Consider the following 20541-nt stretch of genomic DNA (forward strand, 5'->3'; position numbering starts at 1 on the left):
GGTCGGTGAACCCAGGCCCGAGATCCAGCCTCACGCGAGCGCTGGAACCCGGCCTCCCCCGCGCCATATCTTGGGCCCATCGCGCCGCAAGCCGCCAGGCCCCAAGCCGGCGCTGATCTGCCGTTCAGCGCCGGCATTTTTTTGCCCGCTGCGGCAGCCCGATAATTCCGCCATGCTCTCCCGCCACCACGACCCCATCGCCGCCATTGCCACCGCCCCGGGTCGAGGGGCCGTCGGCATCGTCCGGGTGTCCTCCCCGCAAGACCTGACCCCCTTGGTGGCCGCCGTCTGCGGCAAAGCCCTGAAGGCGCGCGAGGCGACGTATCTGCCTTTTCGCGACGCAGCCGGCGCGGCCATCGACCAGGGCCTGGCCCTGCTGTTCCCGGCGCCGCATTCCTACACAGGCGAGCATGTGCTGGAGCTGCAGGCCCACGGTGGCCCGGTGGTGCTGCAACTCTTGCTGGCGCGCTGCCTGGAAGCGGGGCGTGAGCAGGGCCTGGCCCTGCGCCTGGCAGAGCCGGGTGAGTTCACCCAGCGCGCCTTTCTCAACGGCAAGCTGGACCTGGCCCAGGCCGAGGCCGTCAGCGACCTGATTGACTCCAGCACCGAGGCCGCGGCCCGCAGCGCCAGCCGGGCACTCGGCGGTGCACTCTCGGGCGAGGTGGGCGAGCTGCGCGACGCGCTGATCAAGCTGCGCATGCTGGTCGAGGCGACCCTGGACTTCCCCGAGGAAGAGATCGACTTCCTGCAGCAGGCCGATGCACTCGGCCGCCTGAGCCGGCTGCAGCAGCGCCTGGACGCCGTGCTGGACCGCACCCGCCAGGGCGCCCTGCTGCGCGAGGGCATCAAGGTCGTGCTGGCCGGCCAGCCCAATGTGGGCAAGAGCTCGCTGCTGAACGCCCTGGCCGGCGCCGAGCTGGCCATCGTCACGCCCATCCCGGGCACCACGCGCGACAAGGTCAGCCAGACCATCCAAATCGAGGGCGTGCCCCTGCACATCAGCGACACCGCCGGCCTGCGCGACACCGAGGACGAGGTCGAACGCATCGGCGTGGCGCGCAGCTGGGAGGCGATTGCCGATGCCGATGTGATCCTCTTCCTGCACGACCTGACCCGTGTTGGCCAGGCCGACTACGAGGCCGAAGACCGCTTGATCTCAGACCGTCTCGCTAACGTGTCAGCCGAGCGCATCCTACAAGTGTTCAACAAGAGCGATGCGCCGAATGCCGCGCCGGTGCCCGAGGGCGCGTTGAGCCTGTCCGCCAAGTCTGGCGCCGGCCTGCAAGCCCTGCGCCAGCGCCTGCTCCAGCAGGTGGGCTGGCAAGCCACGCCCGAAGGCCTCTACATCGCCCGCGAGCGCCATGTGCAGGCCCTGCGCCGCACTCGCGAACACCTGGACATGGCCCAAGCCGTGGCCCATCAGCAGCCGCCGGCACTGGACCTGCTGGCCGAAGAACTTCGCCTGGCACACGATGCGCTGGGCGAGATCACCGGGGCCTTTTCGGCCGACGACTTGCTTGGAGAAATCTTCAGCAAGTTTTGCATCGGCAAGTGAGGGGCCCGCTCACTTCATGAGCGCCGGCAGCCAGAGCGAGATCGCCGGCACAAAAGTCACCAGCGCCAGCGTGGCCAGCAAGGCGCCGTAGAAGGGCCAGATCGAGCGCATGACCTGGCCGACCGAGATGCCGCCGATGGCGCAGCCGACGAACTGGGTACTGCCGACCGGGGGGGTGTTGAGACCCAGGGCGCAGTTGATCAGCATCAGGATGCCGAACTGCAGCGGGCCCATGCCGTACTGCTGGCAGATGGGCAGAAAGATCGGCGTGCAGATCAGGATGGTGGCCGCCATGTCCAGGAAGGTGCCGAGCACGAAGAGCAGCAGGTTGACCATCAGAAAGATCACCCAGGGGCTCTGGCTGACGCTTTGCATCAGCTCACCGGTGCGCTGCGGCACCTCGTACAAGGCCATGAAGTAGCCGAAGGCCGAGGAGATGCCGATCAGCAGCAGCACCACGCCCGTGGTCTTGCAGGCCTTGGCGCAGGCCTTGAGGAAGTTCTGCCAGCTCAGCGAGCGGTAGACAAAGACCGTCACCCCCAAGGCCCAGAACACCGCCGTGGCGGCCGACTCGGTGGCGGTGAAGACCCCGCTGAGGATGCCGGCCAGGATGATCACCACCACCAGCAGGCCCGGCAGGGCGCCGACAAAAGCGCGGCCCACCGCCGCCCAGCCGGGGAAGGCGTCATGCGTGGGGTAGCCGCGCCGCACGGCCACACCGTAGGCCGCGGCCAGATTGGCCAGGGTCAGCAGCAGGGCCGGGATCAGCGCCGCCAGGATCAGGCCGAAGACACTGACCGAGGCGATGCCGGAGGCGGCCAGCACGAAGATGATGAGGTTGTGCGAGGTTGGCATCAGCGCGCCGACCAGGGCCGCATGCGTGGTCACGTTGACCGCGTAGTCGGCGTGGTAGCCCTCCTTCTTCATCAGCGGAATCATCACCGAGCCCATGGCCGAGACATCGGCCAGCGGCGAGCCCGCCACCCCGCCGAACAAGGTGCAGCCCAGCACATTGCTCATGCCCAAACCGCCGCGCACATGGCCGATCAAGCTGTTGGCAAAGCGCACGATGCGGTCGGCAATGCCGCCGTAAAGCATCAGCTCGCCGGCGAACACGAAGAAGGGAATGGCCAGGAAGGAGAAGACCTGCATGCCGCCGACCATCTTCTGAAAGACCAGGGCCAGCGGCAGATCGGCCGCCAGCATGGTGGCCACCGAAGACAGGCCGATGGCAAAAGCCACCGGCACGCCCAGCAGCAGCAAGAGGGCAAAGCTCAGGCCCAGAACCCAGAGTTCCATCGCATCAAATCCTTGTGAATCAAAAGGGGGGCAGGCTTCGCCAGGCGGCGTGCTGCGCTGGGTTCAGTACCAGGACGGGCGCACCGCCTCACCTCGCCAAAGCGCACGCATATGCTCCAGCGAGAACAGCACGATCAGCACGCCGGCGATCAGCAGCGGCAGGTAGTCCAGGCCCTCGGGCACGCCCAGCATGGGCTTGGGCTCGCTCCACTTCAGCTGCGTCCATACCCAGCCCGACTGCGCCATCAGCGCACCAAAGCCCGCCACCAGGGCATGGACCAACAGCTCCAGGCGCAGGCGCCAGCGCTCGGGCAGCAGCACCAGCAAGGACTCCAGGCCGATGTGGCCGGCATCGCGCACGCCGACGGCCACGCCAAAGGCCGTGACATAAAGCACCAGCAGCATGGCCAGGCCCTCGGTCCAGGTGGGCGTGTCGTTGAAGACATAACGGCCCAGCACCTGCAACTGCACGCACAGCAGCACCGCGATCAGGCAGACCACCGCGGACACCAGCGCCAGCTTGGACAGGGCGGCGCACAAGCGCGTGAATGCGGGGACGTTCACGGTGTCTCCTGCAGGGTCTTGACCAGGCGCTGCAGCTCGGGCGTGTTCATGAAGCGGGCGTAGACCGGCGGCATCAAGGCCTGGAAGGCGCTCTTGTCCACGTCGACGATCTGCGCGCCGCCGGCTTTCACCAAGGCCAGCGATTTCGCCTCCTGCTCGTCCCAGCGCAGGCGCTGGAAGGCGACCGACTCCTTGGCCGCGGCGCGGATCAGCTGCTGGTCGGCGGGCGGCAGGCCGTCGTAGACCTTTTTGCTCATCAGCAGCAGCTCGGGCGCCATGGAATGCTCGGTGCGGGAGTAGAACTTGACCGCCTCGAAATGCTTGAAGCCTTCAAACGAAGGCAGGTTGTTCTCGGCCGCATCGACCAAGCCGGTCTTGAGCCCCGTGTAGACCTCGCCCACCGGCATGGGCGTGGCATTGGCGCCCAGGGCCGCGGCCACCGCCACCCAGAGGTCCGACTGCGGCACGCGGATCTTCAAGCCCTTGGCATCGGCCGGGGTCTTGATCGGCTTGCGGGCATAGATGGAGCGGGCGCCGCTGTCGTAGAAGGCCAGGCCGATGAAGCCCTGCGGCTCGCAGGCGCGCAGGATCTCCTCGCCGGCCGGGCCGTCCAGCGCGCGGCGCATTTGTGCGACCGAGCGGAACAAGAAGGGCATGGTCGGCACCTGGGTCTGCGGGCAGATGGCGTTCATGGGGCTGATGTGCACGCGGGTGAGCTCGAGCGCGCCGATCTTGAGCTGGTCGATGGTTTCCTTTTCGGTGCCCAGTGCGCCCTTGTTGAAGACCTTGAGCTTGATGCGCCCGGCGCTGCGCTGCTCCAGCAGCTCGCCCATGCGTTTGAGCGCCAGCACGGTCGGGTACTCATTGCTGTTGTGCACATCGGCGGCGCGCAAGGTCAGGGCCTGGGCGGCCGGCTGGCTCAGCGCCAAGGCCAGCAAGGCGGCGGCGGGCAGGATCTTGAAGCGGGGGCAAAACATGGGGGGCGTCTCCTGGCGAGTGAGTGAGGGTCTGCCACGGCCCGCGCGCGGCCTCAGCCTTGGCGCATCAGGGTCAGCCCTTGTTTCGAAATTTGTTCGCTCGCAAATAGAATAACGAAACAGCGTTCCAAATAACTAAGGGATTCCATGAGGGTAGCTTCAACAAAGCAGGTGGCGGTGCTCGGTGAATGCATGCTGGAGCTGGTCGGCCCGGCCTTTGGCGCGCTGCAACAAGGCTTTGGCGGCGACACCCTGAACACCGCCGTCTATCTGGCGCGCTGTGCTGCGGACCCAGGCCAGAACGAGGCCAAGACCGCCGCGCCCTACACCGTGCACTACGCCACCGGCCTGGGCGATGACCGCCTCAGTTGGGGCCTGATGGAGCGCTGGGCGGCCGAAGGCCTGGCCCTGGATCTGGTGCGCCAGATCCCCGGCCGCATGCCCGGGCTTTACATGATCGAGGTCGATGCGCGCGGCGAACGCAGCTTCAACTACTGGCGCGACACCAGCGCTGCCAAGGCCTACTTTGAGAGCGAGCGCACACCTTTGGAGGATCAGGCCGCCGACTGGGACCTGTTCTACCTGAGCGGCATCAGCCTGGCCATCCTGCCGGCGGCCGGGCGCGAGCGCGTGTTTGCCTTGATGGAGACGCTGCGCGCACGGGGCGCCATGGTGGTGTTCGACAACAACTACCGGCCGCGGCTCTGGGCCAGCCGCGCCGAGGCGCAGGCGGTCTTTCGCCGCGCCCTGGACCTGGCCAGCGTCGGCCTGATCACGGCCGACGACCACCAGGCCTTGTTCGAACTGCCCAGCCTGGCCGAGGCGGTGGCCGCCGCGCAAGACCTGGCCCCGCGCGAGCTGCTGATCAAGCGCGGCGCCGAAGCCACCCTGGTGCGCGCGCCCGCAGCCGGCGCCCCGGATTGGCAGGCAGCCGCCACCGAGCGCGTCGAGCGCGTGGTCGACACCACCGCGGCCGGCGACTCCTTTGCCGGCGGCTATCTGAGCCAGCGCCTGCGCGGCCGCCCGGCGCTGGAATCGGCCCGCTTCGGCAACCGCCTGGCCGCGCGCGTGATCCAGCACCGTGGCGCCTTGATCGAGACGGCGCTGATGGCCGACCTGCTGCAGCCCCAGTCATGAGCACCGCCATGCGTCGTCGCCATCTGCTCGCCAGCGCCTGCCTGCTGGCCTTGTCTTTCAGCGCCAGCGCCGAGGCCGAGAGCCCAGCCCCGCCCCAGCTGGACCGTGCCGGCATCAGTGTGCAAGGCTGGGCCGCCGGCACCGTGGGCGGCCGCGGCGGGCGCATCCTGCGGGTCAGCACTCTGAACGAATCCGGCCCCGGCTCGCTGCGCGAAGCGCTGGAGGCCGAAGGGCCGCGCATCGTGGTGTTTGAAGTCGGCGGCGTCATCGACCTGGCCGGCCAGACGATCAACATCCGCCACCCCTACCTGACCATCGCCGGCCAGACCGCCCCCAATCCCGGCATCACCGTGATCAAGGGCGAGGTCAATATCGCCACCCACCAGGTGATCGTCCAGCACCTGATGTTCCGGCCTGGTGAGTTCGGCCGCGCCAAGAAAAGCGGCGCCGACCAGGACGGCATCTCCACCCAGGGCGCGGCTCACCACGTCATCGTCGACCACTGCAGCCTGTCCTGGGCCACGGACGAAAACCTGTCGGTCGGCGGCCCGCGTTTCGAGGGCGCCACGCCCGAGGACTGGCGCCGCAACACCTCCCACGCCATCACCTACAGCCACAACCTGATCTACGAAGGCCTGGGCACTTCGGTGCACGAGAAGGGCGAGCATTCCAAGGGCAGCCTGGTGCACGACAACGCCAGCGGCATCCTGCTCTACGCCAATCTCTACGCCTCCAACCGCGAGCGCAATGCCTTGTTCAAAGGCGGTGTGCAGGCGGCCATGGTTAACAACCTGATCTACAACCCCGGCAACAAGGCGGTGCACTACAACCTGGTCGCGCATGAGTGGGCGCCCCAGCCCTGGCAGACCGGCCGCATCAGCCTGATCGGCAACGCCTACCGCCAGGGCCCGGACACGCGGCCCAACACGCCCTTGTTCGCACTCGGCGGCCACGGCGACGTGGCGCTGTTCCTGCACGACAACCTGGCGATGGACGAGTACGGCGCCGCGGTGGCCCAGACCGGCATCTACAGCGCAGGACAGGCGCGCATCCTGCAACTGCTAGCGCCCGAGCTGCCCGCCGATCTGCCGCTGAGCCGCATCCTGCCGGCGCGGCGCCTGGAGGCGGAGCTGCCTCTGGCCGTGGGCGCCCGGCCCTGGGACCGCGACCCGATTGATTTCAAGCTGCTGTCCGATGTGGCCGAGGGCCGTGGCCAGATCATCGACAGCGAGCTGCAGAACGCCAGCGGCTACCCGCGCTACGCGCCCAGCCAGCAGGCGTTTCAGCCCGAGGCCTGGAATCTCGGGGACATGAGCCCGCGTGCCGGCTGGGCCTCGCTGTTCCGCCGCGGGCGCTGAATCGGGTTGAAGCTCACGTGGCCTGAGCGGCCTCCGGCGGGCGGCGCCAAAGCCGCCACAGCGTCCAGCTGTTGGTCAGGGCGATGGTGGCTTCGAGCAAGCTGCCGCCCACCGAGCCCACCGCCAGGTTGTTGACCAGCCAGAGCAAGGTGCCCAGCAGCATCAGCAGGCGCATGCGCAGCCCGCTCAAGAAAAACAGCGCCGTCGTGCCGATGCAGGAGGCCGCGATCGGCAGCAGCGAGAGCCAGCCCTGCTGCAGCCACAGGCCCAGGCCGACGCTCAGGCCGATGAAACCCAGGCCCACCCAGGGCGAGCGGCTGCGCAGCGACGCCAGCGAACGGCCCAGCGAAACCAGGCTGCTGGCTACAGCCGTGGGCTGACCCAGCAGCCAGAAATGCAGCACATAGGCGAAACACTCCAGGGCCATGAAGACCTTGAAGCGGCGATCGTCGGTCTGCGCAAAACAGGCCACGCCGCAGGCAAACGCGACATAACCAAAAATCTGCGCGGCAGAAAAATACGCGGGGTCCAGCATGCGGGCGGCGCGCGTCCTGGCCGGAGAGGCTTCAGCGGTAGAAGGCTTCCACCGTGCCCTTGAGCTTGATCATCACCGGGTTGCCCTTGCGGTCCACGGTGCGGCCGGCCGGCACCTTGACCCAGCCTTCGCTGATGCAGTACTCGGCCACATCGAAGCGCTCCTTGCCGTTCAGGCGGATGCCGATGTCGTGCTGGAACACGGCGGCATCGTGGTGCGGGCTGCGCGGGTCGATCGACAGATGGTCGGGAATGGCGGGGCGGTCGGTGGGAGCGGCGGTGTCGGTCATGGCGGCAGCAATCGTCAAAAAACAAAAGGCCCCGGGTGGGGCTGGATGCCGGCATTTTCCGCGATTTGGCGCGGCCCCGTCAGGCCGGTGCCGCCATCATTTCACTCAAGCCCTCGGCCAAGGCCTCGAACACGCGCTTGCAGGCCAGGCTTTGGCGCAGGTCTTCGTGCATAGCCAGCCAGGTATCCAGCGGCAGGCTGAGCTGCTCGGGCAGCACGCGCTCCAGACCCGGGCTGCGCCGCGCCAAGCCAACCTGGCAGACGCCGATGCCGGCGCCGGCGCGCAGCAGGGCGAGCTGGGCCAGATCGCTGTCGCTGCGCAGTGCAAAGGCCTCGCGGCGCCAGCTCGGGAAGCCCTGGCGGGCGGCGCGAATGAAAGGCGTCTCCTGGTCATAGCCGACCAGGCGGTGCGTGGCCAGATCCTCCAGCGTGGCCGGGCGGCCGGCGCGGTCCAGGTAGTCGCTGCGGGCGAACAGCCCCAGCTCCAACGTGCCCAGGCGGCGCGCGATCAGCTGCTCCTGCGTGGGCGCGGTCATGCGCACGGCGATGTCGGCCTCGCGCTGCAGCAGGTCCTGCATGCGGTTGCTGAGCACCAGCTCGACCACCAGGCCGGGCTCCTCCTGCGCCAGCCGGGCCAAGATGGGCGGCAGCACTTCCACGCCCATGACCTCGCTGGCCGTCACCCGCACCACGCCGCGCAGCTGGCCCTGGGCGCCGAGCTGGCGCTCTTGTGCCAAACGCTGCAGCGAGGCCGCCTGGTGGGCCATGGCCTCGGCGCCTTCTCGCAAGGTCAGCGCCGCCTCGGTGGGCAAGAGGCCTTGCTGCGAGCGCGTGAAGAGCGGCAGGCCCAGGGCCTGCTCCAGCGCCTCGATGTGCCGGCCCACGGTCGGCTGGGCCAGGCCCAGGGCGCGCGCGGCGCCCGATTGCGAGCCCTCCTGCAGCACGCCGAGGAAGGTGCGGTAGAGCTCCCAGCCGATGTCCTTGCCGGGTTTGTTGTCGAGATCTTTGTTCTTGGAATCCATGCAGAACTGTATAGCCGCTGGCACATCGTCGGCAGTTCCGCGCGGGGCTCGGGCGGCCGAGACTGGCGGCCATGAACACCACACCCAGCCCCGTCTCTCTTTCTTCCACTCCAGGCATCGCCCTGGTCCTGGGCGCCAGCGGCGGCATCGGCGGCGAAGTCGCTCGCCAGCTGCTGGCCGCCGGCTGGCAGGTGCGCGGCCTCAAGCGCGAGCCGCCCAGCGAGGCCCAGGCCCGCAGCGGCATCGCCTGGCAGCGCGGCGATGCGCTGGACGGCACGGCCGTGCGGCAGGCCGCCCAGGGCTGCCAGCTGATCGTGCATGCCGTCAACCCGCCCGGCTACCTTCGCTGGGCCGAGCTGGTGCTGCCCATGCTGGAGCACAGCATCGCTGCGGCGCGCGAGCAGGGCGCTTGCCTGCTGCTGCCCGGCACGGTCTACAACTACGCGCCGGATGCGCCCATGCCGCTGCGCGAGGACGCGCCGCAGCAGCCGCCCAGCCGCAAAGGAGCCATCCGCGTGGAGATGGAGTGGCGCCTGCAGGAAGCTGCAAGCGAAGCCGCCGAGCGCCCCTGCCAGGTGCTGATCGTGCGCGCTGGCGATTTCTTTGGCCCGCAGCCGGGCAACAGCTGGTTTTCACAAGGCCTGATCCAGCCGGGAAGGCCGCCCAAGCGCGTGCTGCTGCCGGCCACGCCGGGCGTGGGCCACCAGTGGGCCTTTTTGCCCGATGTGGCGCGCACCATGGTGGCCCTGGTGCAGCGGCGCGCGGAGCTGCCGGCTTTTGCAAGCTTCCACATGGCCGGCCACTGGGACGCCGACGGGCGCCAGATGGGCGAGGCCATTCAGCGCGTGATGGCACAGCACGGCCTGCCGACACCGCGGCTGCGCGCCTTTCCCTGGTGGTTGATGCGTGTGCTCGCGCCGTTCAAAGCCACGCTGCGCGAGATGCAGGAGATGCGCTACCTCTGGCGCCAGCCCGTAAGCATGGACAACGCGCGCCTGCGAGCCGTGCTCGGCGAAGAGCCGCACACACCGCTCGACGAGGCGGTGGCGCACAGTCTGCGCGGCCTGGGCTGTCTCCCCCTTGCCGCGGCTTTGGCGTCTCACTCGGCGGCGGCTGGGCTCAAGGCATAGGGCGCCAGCGCAGGCTGCACACGCAGCAACTCGCGCAGCACCAGGGCCGAGAACAGCTGCGCGCCCCGCTCGCCCACATGGGTGCGATCAAACGCGCTCTTGGCAGCGCCCGCACGCTCCGGCGACGCGGCCGAAGCCACGGGCTCGGCCGCGCTGGGCTTGGGCGCCATGGCCAGGCGGTCGGCCTCGTCCTCGCCCATGGCCTGCACCCGGGCATGGCTCAGGGCATTGAGGTCGATGGCGGCGACGGGCGGCGCGGCCTCAGCCGCCACCCGCAGGGTCGCTTCGGCCCAGGGGCGCAGGTCATTGAGCAGCTGGCCCTCGCGGAAGCTGCGCCGGGTCAAGGGGGTCAACAGCACCGGCGTGGCGCCCAGCTCACGCAGCTCGCTCAAGTAACGGGCCAGGTTGACGGGGAACTCGGTCGCCAGATCGGTGGAGCGGCCGGGCTTGCCCGGCTGGTCGTTGTGACCGAACTGGATCAAGACCCAGGTCGGCCGCAACGGTTCCTGGCGCAGGCGCTCACGCAGGGCATCCCACAGGCCCTCGGCCCGGTAGCTGGCACTGCTGCGGCCGCCGCGCGCCAGGTTCAGGCATTGCAGCTCGGGCTTGAAGCGGGCGCACAAGGCGTCGCCGTAGCCGCTGCGCGTGGCCAGGGTGGAATCACCCACCAGGACCACGCGGGCCTGGGGCGCCCGACTTGCCTCAGGCTCGGCCCACGCGTGAGTGCTTGCCAGCGCCAGCAGCCCAAGTCCCCAAACCCGCCGCATCGCCGCCTCAGAAGCGGTAGCGCAAGCCGGCCAGGAACTCACGGCCGGTGACGTTGTTGACCACCACGCTGTCACGCGCCCGGCTGATGAACTGGTCGTTGGCCTGGTTGGTCAGGTTGACACCTTCCAGGGTGACTTCCAGCTTGTCATTGACCTTGTAGCTCAGCGACACATCGACGTTGAAGGTCTTGTTCTTGCCCTCGACATCGTTGTTGTTCTGGCCCGGCACGCGGGTGACGAAGCCGGAACGCTGCGAGCCCGAGATGCGGGCGCTGAAGGCGCCGTCGTCGTAGTACAGCGTGGCGTTCCAGGACTTGGGCGAAAGGTTGATCAAGTCGTCGGTGATGGTGGCCGTGCTGGTGGGCGAGACCACGTACTCGATCTTGCTCTTCACATAGGTGTAGTTCAGCAGGGCGCCGAAGTTCTTGCCCCAGCCGGGCAGGAAGCTGAAGGGCTGCTGGTAGTTGAGCTCGAAGCCCTGCAGCTTGCCGCCGTCGGTGTTGATCGGGGCGGTGACCTGGAAGACCTCGTCGCCGCTGAAGTTGCTCGGCAGCAGGCTCATGGGCAGGCCGGTCTGCTTGAACGGGACGTTGTTGCGGATGCTCTGGATGTAGGTGCTGATGTTCTTCTGGAACAGGCCCAGGCCCAGGAAGGCGTTCTTGGCGAAGTACCACTCGATGCTGGAATCGAAGGTGGTGGCACGGAAGGGCTTGAGCAGCGGGTTGCCGCTGGTGACCGACAAGGTGCCGGTGGTGGAGATGGTGCCGCCCGGGCTCAGATTGCCCAGCTGCGGCCGGGCCATGACCTTGGCCGCGGCGAAGCGCACGATCACATCCTTGCTCAGCGTGGCGGCCAGGTTGGCGGCGGGCAGCAGGTCGTCGTAAACATGGTCCACCGTCACAGCGGTGCCGCCGCCAGCGGCCTGGTAGCCGGTGGCCGCCAGCTTGGTCTTGACATAGCGGGTGCCGATATTGCCGCGCACCGGGATGTCACCGAGGCGGGTGTTGAAGTCCAGCTGGAAGAAGGCCGCCTCGTCCTGCTCGGTGACGCTGCGGTTGTTGCCGCGCGCATTGCCGTTGGTGATGGACGAGAGCGTGAAGTCACCGGGGCCGCCGGCCGGGCCGCTCTTGATGCAGTTGCAATAGATGTCGTAGGCCTGGGCGATGGCGGCCAGATTGGGGATGACCCAGCTGGTGGCCGTGCCGGCGGGCAGGTTCTGGCCCTTGCCGAAGCCGGTCAGGCTGGTCGTCAGGCTGGCCACCGTGCTGCCGGCTGGCACTGGGAAAATGGTGTCGTTCTGGTTGACGCGGCGGAACTCGTAGGAGTCGAAGCTGTACTTCTTGTAATCCACCCCGCCCTTGAGCATGAGCTTGTTGGGCATCACGTCCCAGGCCAGGTCCAGGTGGAACACATCGTTGGTGTTGCTGGCACCTTGCGGGCGGATGCGGATCTCGCTGCTGGTGGTGTTGGTGATGGTGCCGGCCTGGGTGCCGCTGCTGGCCACCGGCACACCGACCAGGGTCAGGGCGCCGCCTGCCTGGGTGGGGTCGAAGGGGTAGCTGATGGCCGGAGCGCGGTCATCGGCGCTGAAGTCGATGCTGTAGCCGTTGACATTGAGCGCATCCAGCGTGGTGGTGGTCTGCACCGGGTTGCGGAACTTGCTGGTGGCGCGGCCGGCGCGGGCGGTCAGGCGCACATGCTCGCCAAAGTCCTGCTCCAGGGTCAGGGTGGGCTGGGTGAAGGTGGTGGAGAGCTCGTCGAAGCGCGACTCGGCGCGCACATCCACACCGTTGAACACGCCCTTGATCAGGGCGCCGTTGGGCGCGTAGCTGGCCGAGACCACGCTGGTCTGCGGCTTGCCGCCCTGGCCGGCGTTGCGGCTGAAGGAGATCACTTCCAGGAAGTCTTCCTGGCGGGTGGCGTCAAGCTTGGAGTAGAGCAGGTCCAGGGTCAGCAGGGTGCCATCGGCCGGCTTGAACTGCACGGCGGCGGTCACACCCAGGCGGTCCTGGTCATGGGTCAGGCGGCCGTAGCGGGGCAGGCGGGGGTGGAAGTTTTCGGCCTTGCTGGCCTCGTTGTAGGCCGCGATATTGGCCGCGGTGTTGGCCAGGCGCAGCACGCCCTGGGCGGCGGGGCCGCAGGTGGTGGCGGTGGAGTTGCTCGGGTTGGCCGGGGTCACGCCCTGCGGGGCGCACCAGCCGCCGGAGGAGGGGCCGTTGTCCCAGCGCACGGTGCTGAAGCCTTCTTCCAGCACCTTGCGCTGCGAGTAGGCGCCCGAGATCAGCACGCCGAGCTTCTTGTCGGCAAAGGTGTTGGACAGCAGGAAGGCGGCGCGCGGCGTGGTTTTGCCGGACAGATCGTTGTAGCCGCCCTTGAGAGACACCATGCCGGTGAAGCCCTTCAGGTCGAAGGGCCGGGTGGTTTGCAGGTCCACCGTGGCGCCGAGCGAGCCTTCGTCCACATCGGCAGAGCTGCTCTTGCGCACGGTCAGCGAGTTGAACAGCTCGGAGGCGAAGACATTGAAGTCAAAGCCGCGTGAGCGGTTGGCGCCGCCCGAGCTGTCGGTACCGCCGGTGGTGGCCAGGCCTTCGATGCCATTGATGCGCACGCGGGTGAAATCCTGGCCCAGGCCGCGCACGGTGATGTTACGGCCCTCGCCGGCGTCGCGGTCGATCACCACGCCGGGCACGCGCTGCAGCGATTCGGCCAGATTGGTGTCGGGGAACTTGCCCATGTCCTCGGCCTTGATGACATCGACGATGCTGTTGTCATCGCGCTTGGCGCGCAGCGCACTTTCCAGCGAGGCGCGCAGGCCGGTGACGGTCACGGCTTCCAGGCTGGCCTTGGAGGGCGCGGCCGGGGCGGCCGGGGCGGCCTGGGTGGCGGCTGGCGGCGCGCTCTGCGCCTGGGCGCCGGCGGCCCAGGTGCTCAGGGCCGCCAGCGAGGCGAGCGAGAGCAGGCTGCGGCGGCAAGTGAATTGGGGCGTCTGCGGCGAAGCGGGGCGCGAGGTCATGGCTTGTCTCCAATGGTTTGGGGCGGCGTCGCTCGGTCGGGGCCGGCTGACGCTCTGATGCGGGGTTCGCACGAGCCGGCGCCGTCTGTGCGGCTTGGCCGGTTCGGTTCTGGCTTGGAGGGCGCACGCAGGGCACCGCTACATCGGGAGAGCCGGGGCGGGCCGCTGCAGTGCGGCCGCCTCCGGTGGCAGAGGCTTAGAGGTAGTCCTGCCGAGGCGGGGAAAACTGGTCGAGCAAGGTGCTGCCGGCTTCGAGGGCCACCACACCATGCGGGGTCAGGCGCGGCGCGGTGAAGGCATCACCGACGCGCAGAATCTTCTTGATGCCGGCCACATCGGCTTCGAACGAGCCGCTGACCACAAAGGCGATCTGGTCATGCGCATCATGGGCATGAACGCTGCCGATGGCGCCCTGGTCGAACTGCACCAGCACCGACATCAGCTCCGGCGTGTGGCCCACGATCTTGCGGCGGATGCCATCGCCCAGCTCGGTCCAGGCGCTGCTGGCGTTGTCGAAGTACGGTGTGCTCATCGGGGAGGTCTCCTGCTGCGGCGCGAACGGCCGTTTCACGCATCGATGGCTCAGACTATAGCGTTCCGCTTGATAAATGAAACAGCGGTTCACTAAATAGAAACCATAATTCCGGGAAAGTCCTGAGCTGCGTTAGGCTTGCACCCATTCGCAACGCCACAGGCCTTCTGCCTGGGCTTGCCACCCCCCCCCCGCACCCCGACCGCCGCCTGACGCGCGCGGCTTCGCCGGCCTCCCGCCCGACCGCTAGGACCCCAGCCATGGACATCCGCCAACCCATCCACAGCGAACACGCACGAACCCTGGACACCGAGGGCCTGCGCCGCCATTTCCTGGTCCAGGACCTGTTCCAGCCCGACCAAGCGACGCTGACCTACAGCCAGATCGACCGCATCATCGTCGGCGGCATCATGCCGGTCGGCCAGGCCGTGCGCTTCGCGCCCGAGCTGGGCAAGCACACTGGCACCGATTTCTTCCTGCAGCGCCGCGAGCTGGGCCTGATCAATATCGGCGGCGCCGCCCGCGTCAGCGTCGATGACCAGGTCTTCGAGATCGGCCCGCGCGAGGCCTTGTACGTGGGCCAGGGCGCCCGCGAGCTGGCCTTCAGCAGCGTGGACCCGGCGCAACCGGCCAAGCTCTACTTCAATTGCGCGCCGGCCCACACCGCCTACCCGCACCGCAAGGTGACGCTGGCTGAAGCCTCGCCCGAGACCCTGGGCTCGCCCGAGACCAGCAACCGCCGCACCATCTACAAATTCCTGGTGCCCGATGTGCTGCCCACCTGCCAGCTGCTGATGGGCATGACCCAGCTGGAACCCGGCAGCCTGTGGAACACCATGCCCTGCCACACGCACGACCGGCGCATGGAGGTGTACTTCTACTTCGACATGAACGAGAACGCCGCCGTCTTCCACATGATGGGCGAACCCAGCCAGACCCGGCACCTGGTGGTGCGCAACGAGCAGGCGGTGATCAGCCCGAGCTGGAGCGTCCACTCCGGCGTCGGCACCCAGGCCTACACCTTCATCTGGGGCATGGTGGGCGAGAACCAGGTCTTCAAGGACATGGACCATGTGCCCATGAGCGCGCTGCGCTGAACGCCACCTCACACGAAAGCACCCCATGATCCTCGATCAATTTCAACTGCAAGGCCGCGTGGCCATCGTCTCCGGCTGCAACACCGGCCTGGGCCAGGGCATGGCTGTGGCGCTGGCCGAAGCCGGGGCTGACATCGTCGGCGTCAACGTCACCGACCCGGCCGACACGCGCGCCCAGGTCGAAGCCACCGGCCGCCGCTTCCTCGACCTGCGCGCCAACCTCAGCGACATCGGCTGCATCGACGGCCTGCTCAACCAAGCCAAGAGCCTGACCGGCCGCGTCGACATCCTGGTCAACAACGCCGGCATCATCCGCCGCGAAGACGCCATCAAGTTCAGCGAAGCCGACTGGGACGATGTCATCGACCTCAACCTCAAGTCGGTGTTCTTCTTCTCGCAAGCCGTGGCGCGCTGTTTCATCGCCCAGGGCAGCGGCGGCAAGATCATCAATGTCGCCTCCATGCTGTCCTACCAGGGCGGCGTGCGCGTGCCCTCCTACACCGCCTCCAAGAGCGCGGTCATGGGCATCACCCGGGCCATGGCCAATGAATGGGCCAACCACGGCATCAATGTCAACGCCATCGCGCCCGGCTACATGGCCACCAACAACACCGCGCCGCTGCGCGCCGACGAAGGCCGCAGCGCCGCCATCCTGGAGCGCATCCCCGCCGGCCGCTGGGGCCTGCCCGAGGATCTGGCCGGGCCGGTGGTGTTTCTGGCCTCGAAAGCGTCCGATTATGTGAATGGTTATACCGTCGCCGTCGACGGCGGCTGGCTAGCCCGCTGAGTTGGACCCACCCGCAGGGCGCGACTGCGCCCTGCCCCCCCAACCGTCGCGACAGACGACGAGACCGCCGGAGACACGGTGTATGTATGAGAACAAGAAGCTGGGCTTTCTGTTCGTCCTGCCATTTTTGCTGGGCGTGCTGCTGTTCAAGCTGTTTCCCTTCGTGATGAGCCTGGCGCTCAGCTTCACGCAGTACGACATCATCAACCCGCCTGAGTTCGTCGGCCTGGACAACTACCGCGAGCTGGCCACGCAGGACCCACTGTTCCGCAAATCGCTGGGTGTGACCCTGCTGTTCGCCATGCTGGCCGTGCCGCTGCGCGTGGGCTTCGCGCTCTTCATCGCCCATGTGCTGAACTTCCGCATGCGCGGCATCAACTTCTTCCGCTCGGCTTTCTACCTGCCCTCCATCCTGGGCGGCTCGATCGCGGTGGCTGTGCTCTGGCGCTTCATCTTTTCCCAGCATGGCCTGGTCAATATCGCCCTGGGCAAGTTCGGTATCGAGCCGATCTCCTGGCTGGCCGACGAGCATTTTTCGATGTGGACCATCGTGCTGCTCTTCACCTGGCAGTTCGGCTCGGCCATGGTGATCTTTCTGGCAGCGCTGCAGAACGTGCCGATCGCGCTCTACGAGGCGGCCGAATGCGACGGCGCCAGCAAGCGCCAGCAGTTTTTCCGCATCACCGTGCCCCTGATCACGCCGGTGATCTTCTTCAACATGATCATGCAGATGGTGCACGCCTTCCAGGAGTTCAACGGCCCCTACATGATCACCGAGGGCGGGCCGCTGAGCTCCACCTATGTGCTGGCGCTCTACATCTACGACCAGAGCTTCCGCTTCTTCAACCTGGGCTACGGCGCCGCGCTGAGCTGGGTGCTGTTCGCCCTGGTGGCGGCCTTGAGCGGCCTGTCCTTCTGGAGCTCACGCTACTGGGTGTTCTACGCCGGTGAGAAGGAGAGCAAGCGATGAGCGGTGCCTCCGAACTGATCCTGGTGCGCGAGCGCGGCCGGCCCTGGCTGCGCTATCTGGCCCTGGGCGCCGTGGCCATCGTCATGCTCTACCCGCTGCTCTGGCTGGTGGGCGCTTCGTTCAAGAGCAACACCGAGATCTACACCGAGATCGGCTTCTGGCCGGCCCACTTCGATTTCGGCGCCTACGCCAAGGGTTGGAAGACCAGCACCGAATACACCTTCGCCACCTACTTTCTGAACAGCTTTCTGATCACCATCCCGCGCATCGTCGTGACGGTGATTTCCTGCGTGCTGGTCGCCTACGCCTTCGCCCGCTTTGAGTTCTGGGGCAAGAAGCTGCTGTTCTCGGTGATGGTGGGCACCATGATGCTGCCGCTCATCATCCTGCGCCTGCCGCAGTACCTGGTGTTCAAGGAGGTGGGCTGGCTGGATTCCTACCTGCCCCTGATCGTGCCCTCGGCCTTCGCCACCGACACCTTCTTCGTCTTCATGCTGGTGCAGTTCCTGCGCGGCATCCCGCGCGACATGGAAGAGGCCGCGCAGATCGACGGCTGCAACGCCCTGCAGCTGCTCTGGCACATCATCGTGCCCCTGCTCAAGCCGGCCATCATCTCGGTCATCGTCTTCCAGTTCATCTGGACCATGAACGACTTCATGGGCCCGCTGATCTACCTCTCCACGGTCGAAAAATACCCGGTCTCGCTGGCGCTGAAGATGAGCATCGGCGCCACCGAAGAGGTCGAGTGGGCCAGCGTCATCGCCATCTCCGTGCTGGCCCTGGTGCCCTCGGTGACGGTGTTCTTCCTGGCGCAGAAGCACTTCATCGAAGGCGCGACTTCGAGTGGGGTGAAGGGATGAGCGACATGGCCGCTGCGCCGCAAGACCGGACGGGCAGGTGCCTGCTGAAGCGAAGTCAAGGAGGAGGCGCGGGCCGCAGGCCCGCGACGGGGGACATGAGCGGAAGCAGGCGCCTGCCTGTCCGGTCACCCAGCTCCTGCAAGGAAAAACACGAGACGGAGACACACACGTGGCCCACCTGAGCCTGAAGAAAATCGAGAAGGTCTACCCCAATGGCTTCAAGGCCGTACATGGCGTGGACCTGGAAGTGCAGGACGGCGAGTTCATGGTCTTTGTCGGGCCCTCGGGCTGCGCCAAGTCTACGCTGCTGCGCATGATCGCCGGCCTGGAAACCATCTCGGGCGGCGAGCTGCAGATCGGCGGCCGGCGCGTCAACGATCTGGCGCCCAAGCAGCGCGGCATCGCCATGGTGTTCCAGAACTATGCGCTCTACCCGCATATGAAGGTGTACGACAACCTGGCCTTCGGCCTCAAGCTGGCGGGCACGCCCAAGGCCGAGGTCGACCAGCGCGTGCGCCAGGCCGCCCAGCTGCTGGAGATGGAGCATCTGCTGGACCGCTACCCCAAGCAGCTCTCCGGCGGCCAGGCCCAGCGCGTGGCCGTGGGCCGCGCCATCGTCAAGAAGCCCGAGGTCTTTCTCTTCGACGAGCCGCTCTCCAACCTCGATGCCAAGCTGCGCGCCTCCATGCGCGTGCGCCTGACCGAGCTGCACCGCACCCTGCGCGAATCGGGCCAGCCCGCCACCGTCATCTACGTGACCCATGACCAGGTCGAGGCCATGACCATGGGTCAGCGCATCTGCGTGCTCAAGGACGGCGTGATCCAGCAGGTGGACACACCCACCGCGCTCTACGACCGGCCGGCCAATGCCTTTGTGGCCAGCTTCATCGGCTCGCCCGAGATGAACATCCTCGAGGCCCAGCTGCAAGCCATCGGCGGAGATGCGGGCGAAGACGGCCTGGCCGTGCTGCTCGGCGGCCAGCGCCTGCCGCTGCCGCCGGCCAAGGCCGCACGCCTGCGCGGCCGCGCCGCCGCCATCAAGTTCGGCCTGCGGCCCGAACACATCAGCGCCCAGGCCCGGCCGCAAGGCGACAGCCTGGCCGTGCCGGCCACGCTGCGTTTCATGGAGCACATGGGCAGCGAAGTCTTCGTGCACCTGTCCATCGGTGATCAGCCGCTGACCGCGCGCGTGCCGGCCGACCAGCTCAACGGCCTGGCCGACAAGCGACGCGGCGACAGCCACCTGTTTCATCTGCAGATGGCCTGCGCCCACCTGTTCGACGCCGACACCGGCGCGAACCTGCTGCTGTGAAGCCCGCCCTGCTGCAACGGCGAACGGTGCTGGCCGCCGGCATGGCCGGTGCCGCCAGCAGCCTGCTGCCCGGCTGCTCGCCCACCGGGCCGGACGGCAGCGCCAGCACAGGCGCTCCGACCGTGCTGCGCTTTGCCTGGTGGGGCGGCGCCAGCCGGCATGAGGCCACGCTCAAAGCCGTGGCCGCCTTCGAGGCTGCGCACCCGGGCGTCAAGATCAAGTGCGAGTACATGGGTTTCAATGGGTATCTGGAGCGCCTGACGACCCAGATCGCCGGAGGCTCCGAGCCCGATCTCATGCAGATCAACTGGGCCTGGCTGGCCATGTTCTCCAAGCGCGGCAATGGCTTTGCCGACCTGCTGCAGCAGCGCCAGCACCTGGCCCTGGACCAGTTCGAAGCCGAAGACGTGCAGACCGGCATGGTGGCCGGCCACCTGAACGCCCTGCCGGTCAGCTACAGCGCCCGCGTGCTGCTCTGGAACCAGGCGGCGTTTGATCGCGCCAATATGGCCTTGCCCAAGACCTGGGAAGAGCTCTTCGCCGCCGGCGCCCTGATGCGCACCCGCCTGGGCCCCCAGGCCTACCCGCTGGACGGCGAGCTCTACGACATGATGCTGCTGTCGCAAAGCTATGTGCAGCAAAAGCACGGCACGCCCTACGTCGACCCAGCCTCACCGCGCGTGGCCATGGATTTCGCCGCCGCGCTGGACTGGGTGCGCACCTACCGCCGCCTGGTGGACGGCCATGTCGCCACGCCGCTGAAGCTGCGCGCCAGCCTGGGCGGCGCCGACAAGGCCACCGAGCAGCAGCAGGACTGGGTGGTCGGCAACTGGGCCGGCAACTACACCTGGGATTCCGTGATCGGCCTGCGCGCCGCCACCCTGGACAAGAAGCAGCGCCTGGTGCTGGGCGACTACCCGACCCTGCCTGGCGCCAAGAACAGCGGCATGTTCGGCCGCCCCACCGTGATGCTGGCCGTGGGCCGCAACAGCAAGAATGCCGCGCTGGCCGCCGAGCTGCTCAGTTATCTGCTGACCAGCCGCGAGGCGGCGCTGATCCTCGGCCGCACCCGCGGCGTGCCCGTCGCCAAGGCCCAGGTCGAGGTGCTGCTGGCCGCCAAGAAGCTGCCGCCGCTGGAGCTGCAAGCGCATGAGCAGATCCGCCAGCAGCGCGCGGCCGGCCAGATCGCCCTGCCGGCGCCCTTGTTCGAACATGCCCGCCTGCACAAATTCATGCGCGAGGTGTTCGAGACCATCGCCTACGGCAAGACCGGCGACGAAGACGCCGCGCGCCGCCTGATCACCGAGGGCAATGCCCTGCTGCAGCGCATCAAGTGAC

General features: G+C 67.7%; 19 protein-coding genes. 10 read left to right on the forward strand and 9 right to left on the reverse strand.

Annotated features, from left to right (window positions below):
• Positions 1–172 precede the first annotated feature (172 nt).
• Positions 173–1555 carry a tRNA uridine-5-carboxymethylaminomethyl(34) synthesis GTPase MnmE gene (mnmE, locus tag C1O66_RS15650; protein ID WP_102768733.1) on the forward strand — a complete coding sequence of 461 codons (1383 nt, stop codon included), beginning with the start codon at positions 173–175 and terminating at the stop codon, positions 1553–1555.
• A 9-nt stretch (positions 1556–1564) separates the two neighbouring features.
• Here mnmE and C1O66_RS15655 read toward each other — a convergent pair whose 3' ends face one another.
• From C1O66_RS15655 to C1O66_RS15665, 3 genes are all read right to left on the reverse strand, one after another.
• Positions 1565–2854, reverse strand: a complete 1290-nt coding sequence (locus tag C1O66_RS15655; RefSeq protein ID WP_102768734.1) for a TRAP transporter large permease — start codon at positions 2852–2854, stop codon at positions 1565–1567.
• Positions 2855–2917: 63 nt separating this feature from the next.
• Positions 2918–3418 (reverse strand): TRAP transporter small permease, encoded by a 501-nt coding sequence (locus C1O66_RS15660; RefSeq protein WP_102768735.1) that lies wholly within the window; start codon positions 3416–3418, stop codon positions 2918–2920.
• Positions 3415–4395, reverse strand: a complete 981-nt coding sequence (locus C1O66_RS15665; protein ID WP_102768736.1) for a TRAP transporter substrate-binding protein — start codon at positions 4393–4395, stop codon at positions 3415–3417. The genes C1O66_RS15660 and C1O66_RS15665 overlap by 4 nt, the downstream gene beginning before the upstream one ends.
• Before the next feature lie 147 nt (positions 4396–4542).
• Here C1O66_RS15665 and C1O66_RS15670 point away from each other — a divergent pair, with 147 nt between their 5' ends.
• Both C1O66_RS15670 and C1O66_RS15675 read left to right on the forward strand, forming a co-directional pair.
• Positions 4543–5532 carry a sugar kinase gene (locus C1O66_RS15670; protein ID WP_102768737.1) on the forward strand — a complete coding sequence of 330 codons (990 nt, stop codon included), beginning with the start codon at positions 4543–4545 and terminating at the stop codon, positions 5530–5532.
• Positions 5529–6890, forward strand: a complete 1362-nt coding sequence (locus C1O66_RS15675) for a pectate lyase family protein (RefSeq protein ID WP_207795964.1) — start codon at positions 5529–5531, stop codon at positions 6888–6890. The genes C1O66_RS15670 and C1O66_RS15675 overlap by 4 nt, the downstream gene beginning before the upstream one ends.
• 13 nt (positions 6891–6903) lie before the next feature.
• Here the strand turns inward: C1O66_RS15675 and C1O66_RS15680 are convergent, their stop codons facing one another.
• The 3 genes from C1O66_RS15680 to C1O66_RS15690 all read right to left on the reverse strand — a co-directional run bounded on the left by C1O66_RS15680 (position 6904) and on the right by C1O66_RS15690 (position 8735).
• Positions 6904–7425 (reverse strand): YgjV family protein, encoded by a 522-nt coding sequence (locus C1O66_RS15680; protein ID WP_102768738.1) that lies wholly within the window; start codon positions 7423–7425, stop codon positions 6904–6906.
• A 31-nt stretch (positions 7426–7456) separates the two neighbouring features.
• Positions 7457–7714: a DUF3297 family protein gene (locus tag C1O66_RS15685; RefSeq protein ID WP_102768739.1), complete on the reverse strand. Its 258-nt coding sequence runs from the start codon at positions 7712–7714 to the stop codon at positions 7457–7459.
• A gap of 79 nt (positions 7715–7793) precedes the next feature.
• Complete coding sequence (locus tag C1O66_RS15690) at positions 7794–8735, reverse strand: LysR family transcriptional regulator (protein ID WP_102768740.1); 942 nt, start codon at positions 8733–8735, stop codon at positions 7794–7796.
• 71 nt (positions 8736–8806) lie between these two features.
• Between C1O66_RS15690 and C1O66_RS15695 the strand changes: the two genes are divergently transcribed.
• A complete protein-coding gene (locus tag C1O66_RS15695) occupies positions 8807–9865 on the forward strand; it encodes an NAD-dependent epimerase/dehydratase family protein (RefSeq protein WP_102768741.1) in 1059 nt (352 codons plus the stop codon).
• On the opposite strand, the gene C1O66_RS15700 is transcribed toward C1O66_RS15695, so the two are convergent.
• The 3 genes from C1O66_RS15700 to C1O66_RS15710 form a co-directional block, all read right to left on the reverse strand.
• Complete coding sequence (locus tag C1O66_RS15700) at positions 9835–10533, reverse strand: GDSL-type esterase/lipase family protein (protein ID WP_243392821.1); 699 nt, start codon at positions 10531–10533, stop codon at positions 9835–9837. The genes C1O66_RS15695 and C1O66_RS15700 overlap by 31 nt on opposite strands.
• Before the next feature lie 106 nt (positions 10534–10639).
• On the reverse strand, positions 10640–13645 hold the full coding sequence (locus C1O66_RS15705; RefSeq protein WP_102768743.1) for a TonB-dependent receptor: 3006 nt from the start codon (positions 13643–13645) through the stop codon (positions 10640–10642).
• Between the two features lie 196 nt (positions 13646–13841).
• On the reverse strand, positions 13842–14177 hold the full coding sequence (locus C1O66_RS15710) for a cupin domain-containing protein (RefSeq protein WP_102768744.1): 336 nt from the start codon (positions 14175–14177) through the stop codon (positions 13842–13844).
• 260 nt (positions 14178–14437) lie between these two features.
• Between C1O66_RS15710 and kduI the strand changes: the two genes are divergently transcribed.
• From kduI to C1O66_RS15740, 6 genes are all read left to right on the forward strand, one after another.
• Entirely contained in the window at positions 14438–15274 is an 837-nt protein-coding gene (kduI, locus tag C1O66_RS15715; protein WP_102768745.1) for a 5-dehydro-4-deoxy-D-glucuronate isomerase, read from the forward strand.
• 25 nt (positions 15275–15299) lie between these two features.
• Positions 15300–16061, forward strand: a complete 762-nt coding sequence (kduD, locus tag C1O66_RS15720) for a 2-dehydro-3-deoxy-D-gluconate 5-dehydrogenase KduD (protein WP_102768746.1) — start codon at positions 15300–15302, stop codon at positions 16059–16061.
• 82 nt (positions 16062–16143) lie between these two features.
• Positions 16144–17031 carry a carbohydrate ABC transporter permease gene (locus tag C1O66_RS15725; RefSeq protein ID WP_102768747.1) on the forward strand — a complete coding sequence of 296 codons (888 nt, stop codon included), beginning with the start codon at positions 16144–16146 and terminating at the stop codon, positions 17029–17031.
• Positions 17028–17891, forward strand: a complete 864-nt coding sequence (locus C1O66_RS15730; protein WP_102768748.1) for a carbohydrate ABC transporter permease — start codon at positions 17028–17030, stop codon at positions 17889–17891. Before C1O66_RS15725 ends, C1O66_RS15730 begins: the two co-directional genes overlap by 4 nt.
• 169 nt (positions 17892–18060) lie before the next feature.
• On the forward strand, positions 18061–19203 hold the full coding sequence (locus tag C1O66_RS15735; protein WP_102768749.1) for an ABC transporter ATP-binding protein: 1143 nt from the start codon (positions 18061–18063) through the stop codon (positions 19201–19203).
• The gene (locus tag C1O66_RS15740; protein WP_102768750.1) at positions 19200–20540 is read left to right on the forward strand and encodes an ABC transporter substrate-binding protein; all 1341 of its coding nucleotides are present in this window, start codon (positions 19200–19202) and stop codon (positions 20538–20540) included. The genes C1O66_RS15735 and C1O66_RS15740 overlap by 4 nt, the downstream gene beginning before the upstream one ends.
• The last annotated feature ends 1 nt before the right edge of the window (position 20541 follow it).

The organism is Paucibacter aquatile, assembly GCF_002885975.1.
GTDB lineage: Bacteria > Pseudomonadota > Gammaproteobacteria > Burkholderiales > Burkholderiaceae_C > Paucibacter_A > Paucibacter_A aquatilis.

Coding starts and splice junctions, on each gene's coding strand:
- mnmE (WP_102768733.1), top strand. CDS start 173: ATGCTCTCCCGCCACCACGACCCCATCGCCGCCATTGCCACCGCCCCG.
- C1O66_RS15655 (WP_102768734.1), bottom strand. CDS start 2,854: ATGGAACTCTGGGTTCTGGGCCTGAGCTTTGCCCTCTTGCTGCTGCTG.
- C1O66_RS15665 (WP_102768736.1), bottom strand. CDS start 4,395: ATGTTTTGCCCCCGCTTCAAGATCCTGCCCGCCGCCGCCTTGCTGGCC.
- C1O66_RS15670 (WP_102768737.1), top strand. CDS start 4,543: ATGAGGGTAGCTTCAACAAAGCAGGTGGCGGTGCTCGGTGAATGCATG.
- C1O66_RS15675 (WP_207795964.1), top strand. CDS start 5,529: ATGAGCACCGCCATGCGTCGTCGCCATCTGCTCGCCAGCGCCTGCCTG.
- C1O66_RS15680 (WP_102768738.1), bottom strand. CDS start 7,425: ATGCTGGACCCCGCGTATTTTTCTGCCGCGCAGATTTTTGGTTATGTC.
- C1O66_RS15685 (WP_102768739.1), bottom strand. CDS start 7,714: ATGACCGACACCGCCGCTCCCACCGACCGCCCCGCCATTCCCGACCAT.
- C1O66_RS15690 (WP_102768740.1), bottom strand. CDS start 8,735: ATGGATTCCAAGAACAAAGATCTCGACAACAAACCCGGCAAGGACATC.
- C1O66_RS15695 (WP_102768741.1), top strand. CDS start 8,807: ATGAACACCACACCCAGCCCCGTCTCTCTTTCTTCCACTCCAGGCATC.
- C1O66_RS15705 (WP_102768743.1), bottom strand. CDS start 13,645: ATGACCTCGCGCCCCGCTTCGCCGCAGACGCCCCAATTCACTTGCCGC.
- C1O66_RS15710 (WP_102768744.1), bottom strand. CDS start 14,177: ATGAGCACACCGTACTTCGACAACGCCAGCAGCGCCTGGACCGAGCTG.
- kduI (WP_102768745.1), top strand. CDS start 14,438: ATGGACATCCGCCAACCCATCCACAGCGAACACGCACGAACCCTGGAC.
- kduD (WP_102768746.1), top strand. CDS start 15,300: ATGATCCTCGATCAATTTCAACTGCAAGGCCGCGTGGCCATCGTCTCC.
- C1O66_RS15725 (WP_102768747.1), top strand. CDS start 16,144: ATGTATGAGAACAAGAAGCTGGGCTTTCTGTTCGTCCTGCCATTTTTG.
- C1O66_RS15730 (WP_102768748.1), top strand. CDS start 17,028: ATGAGCGGTGCCTCCGAACTGATCCTGGTGCGCGAGCGCGGCCGGCCC.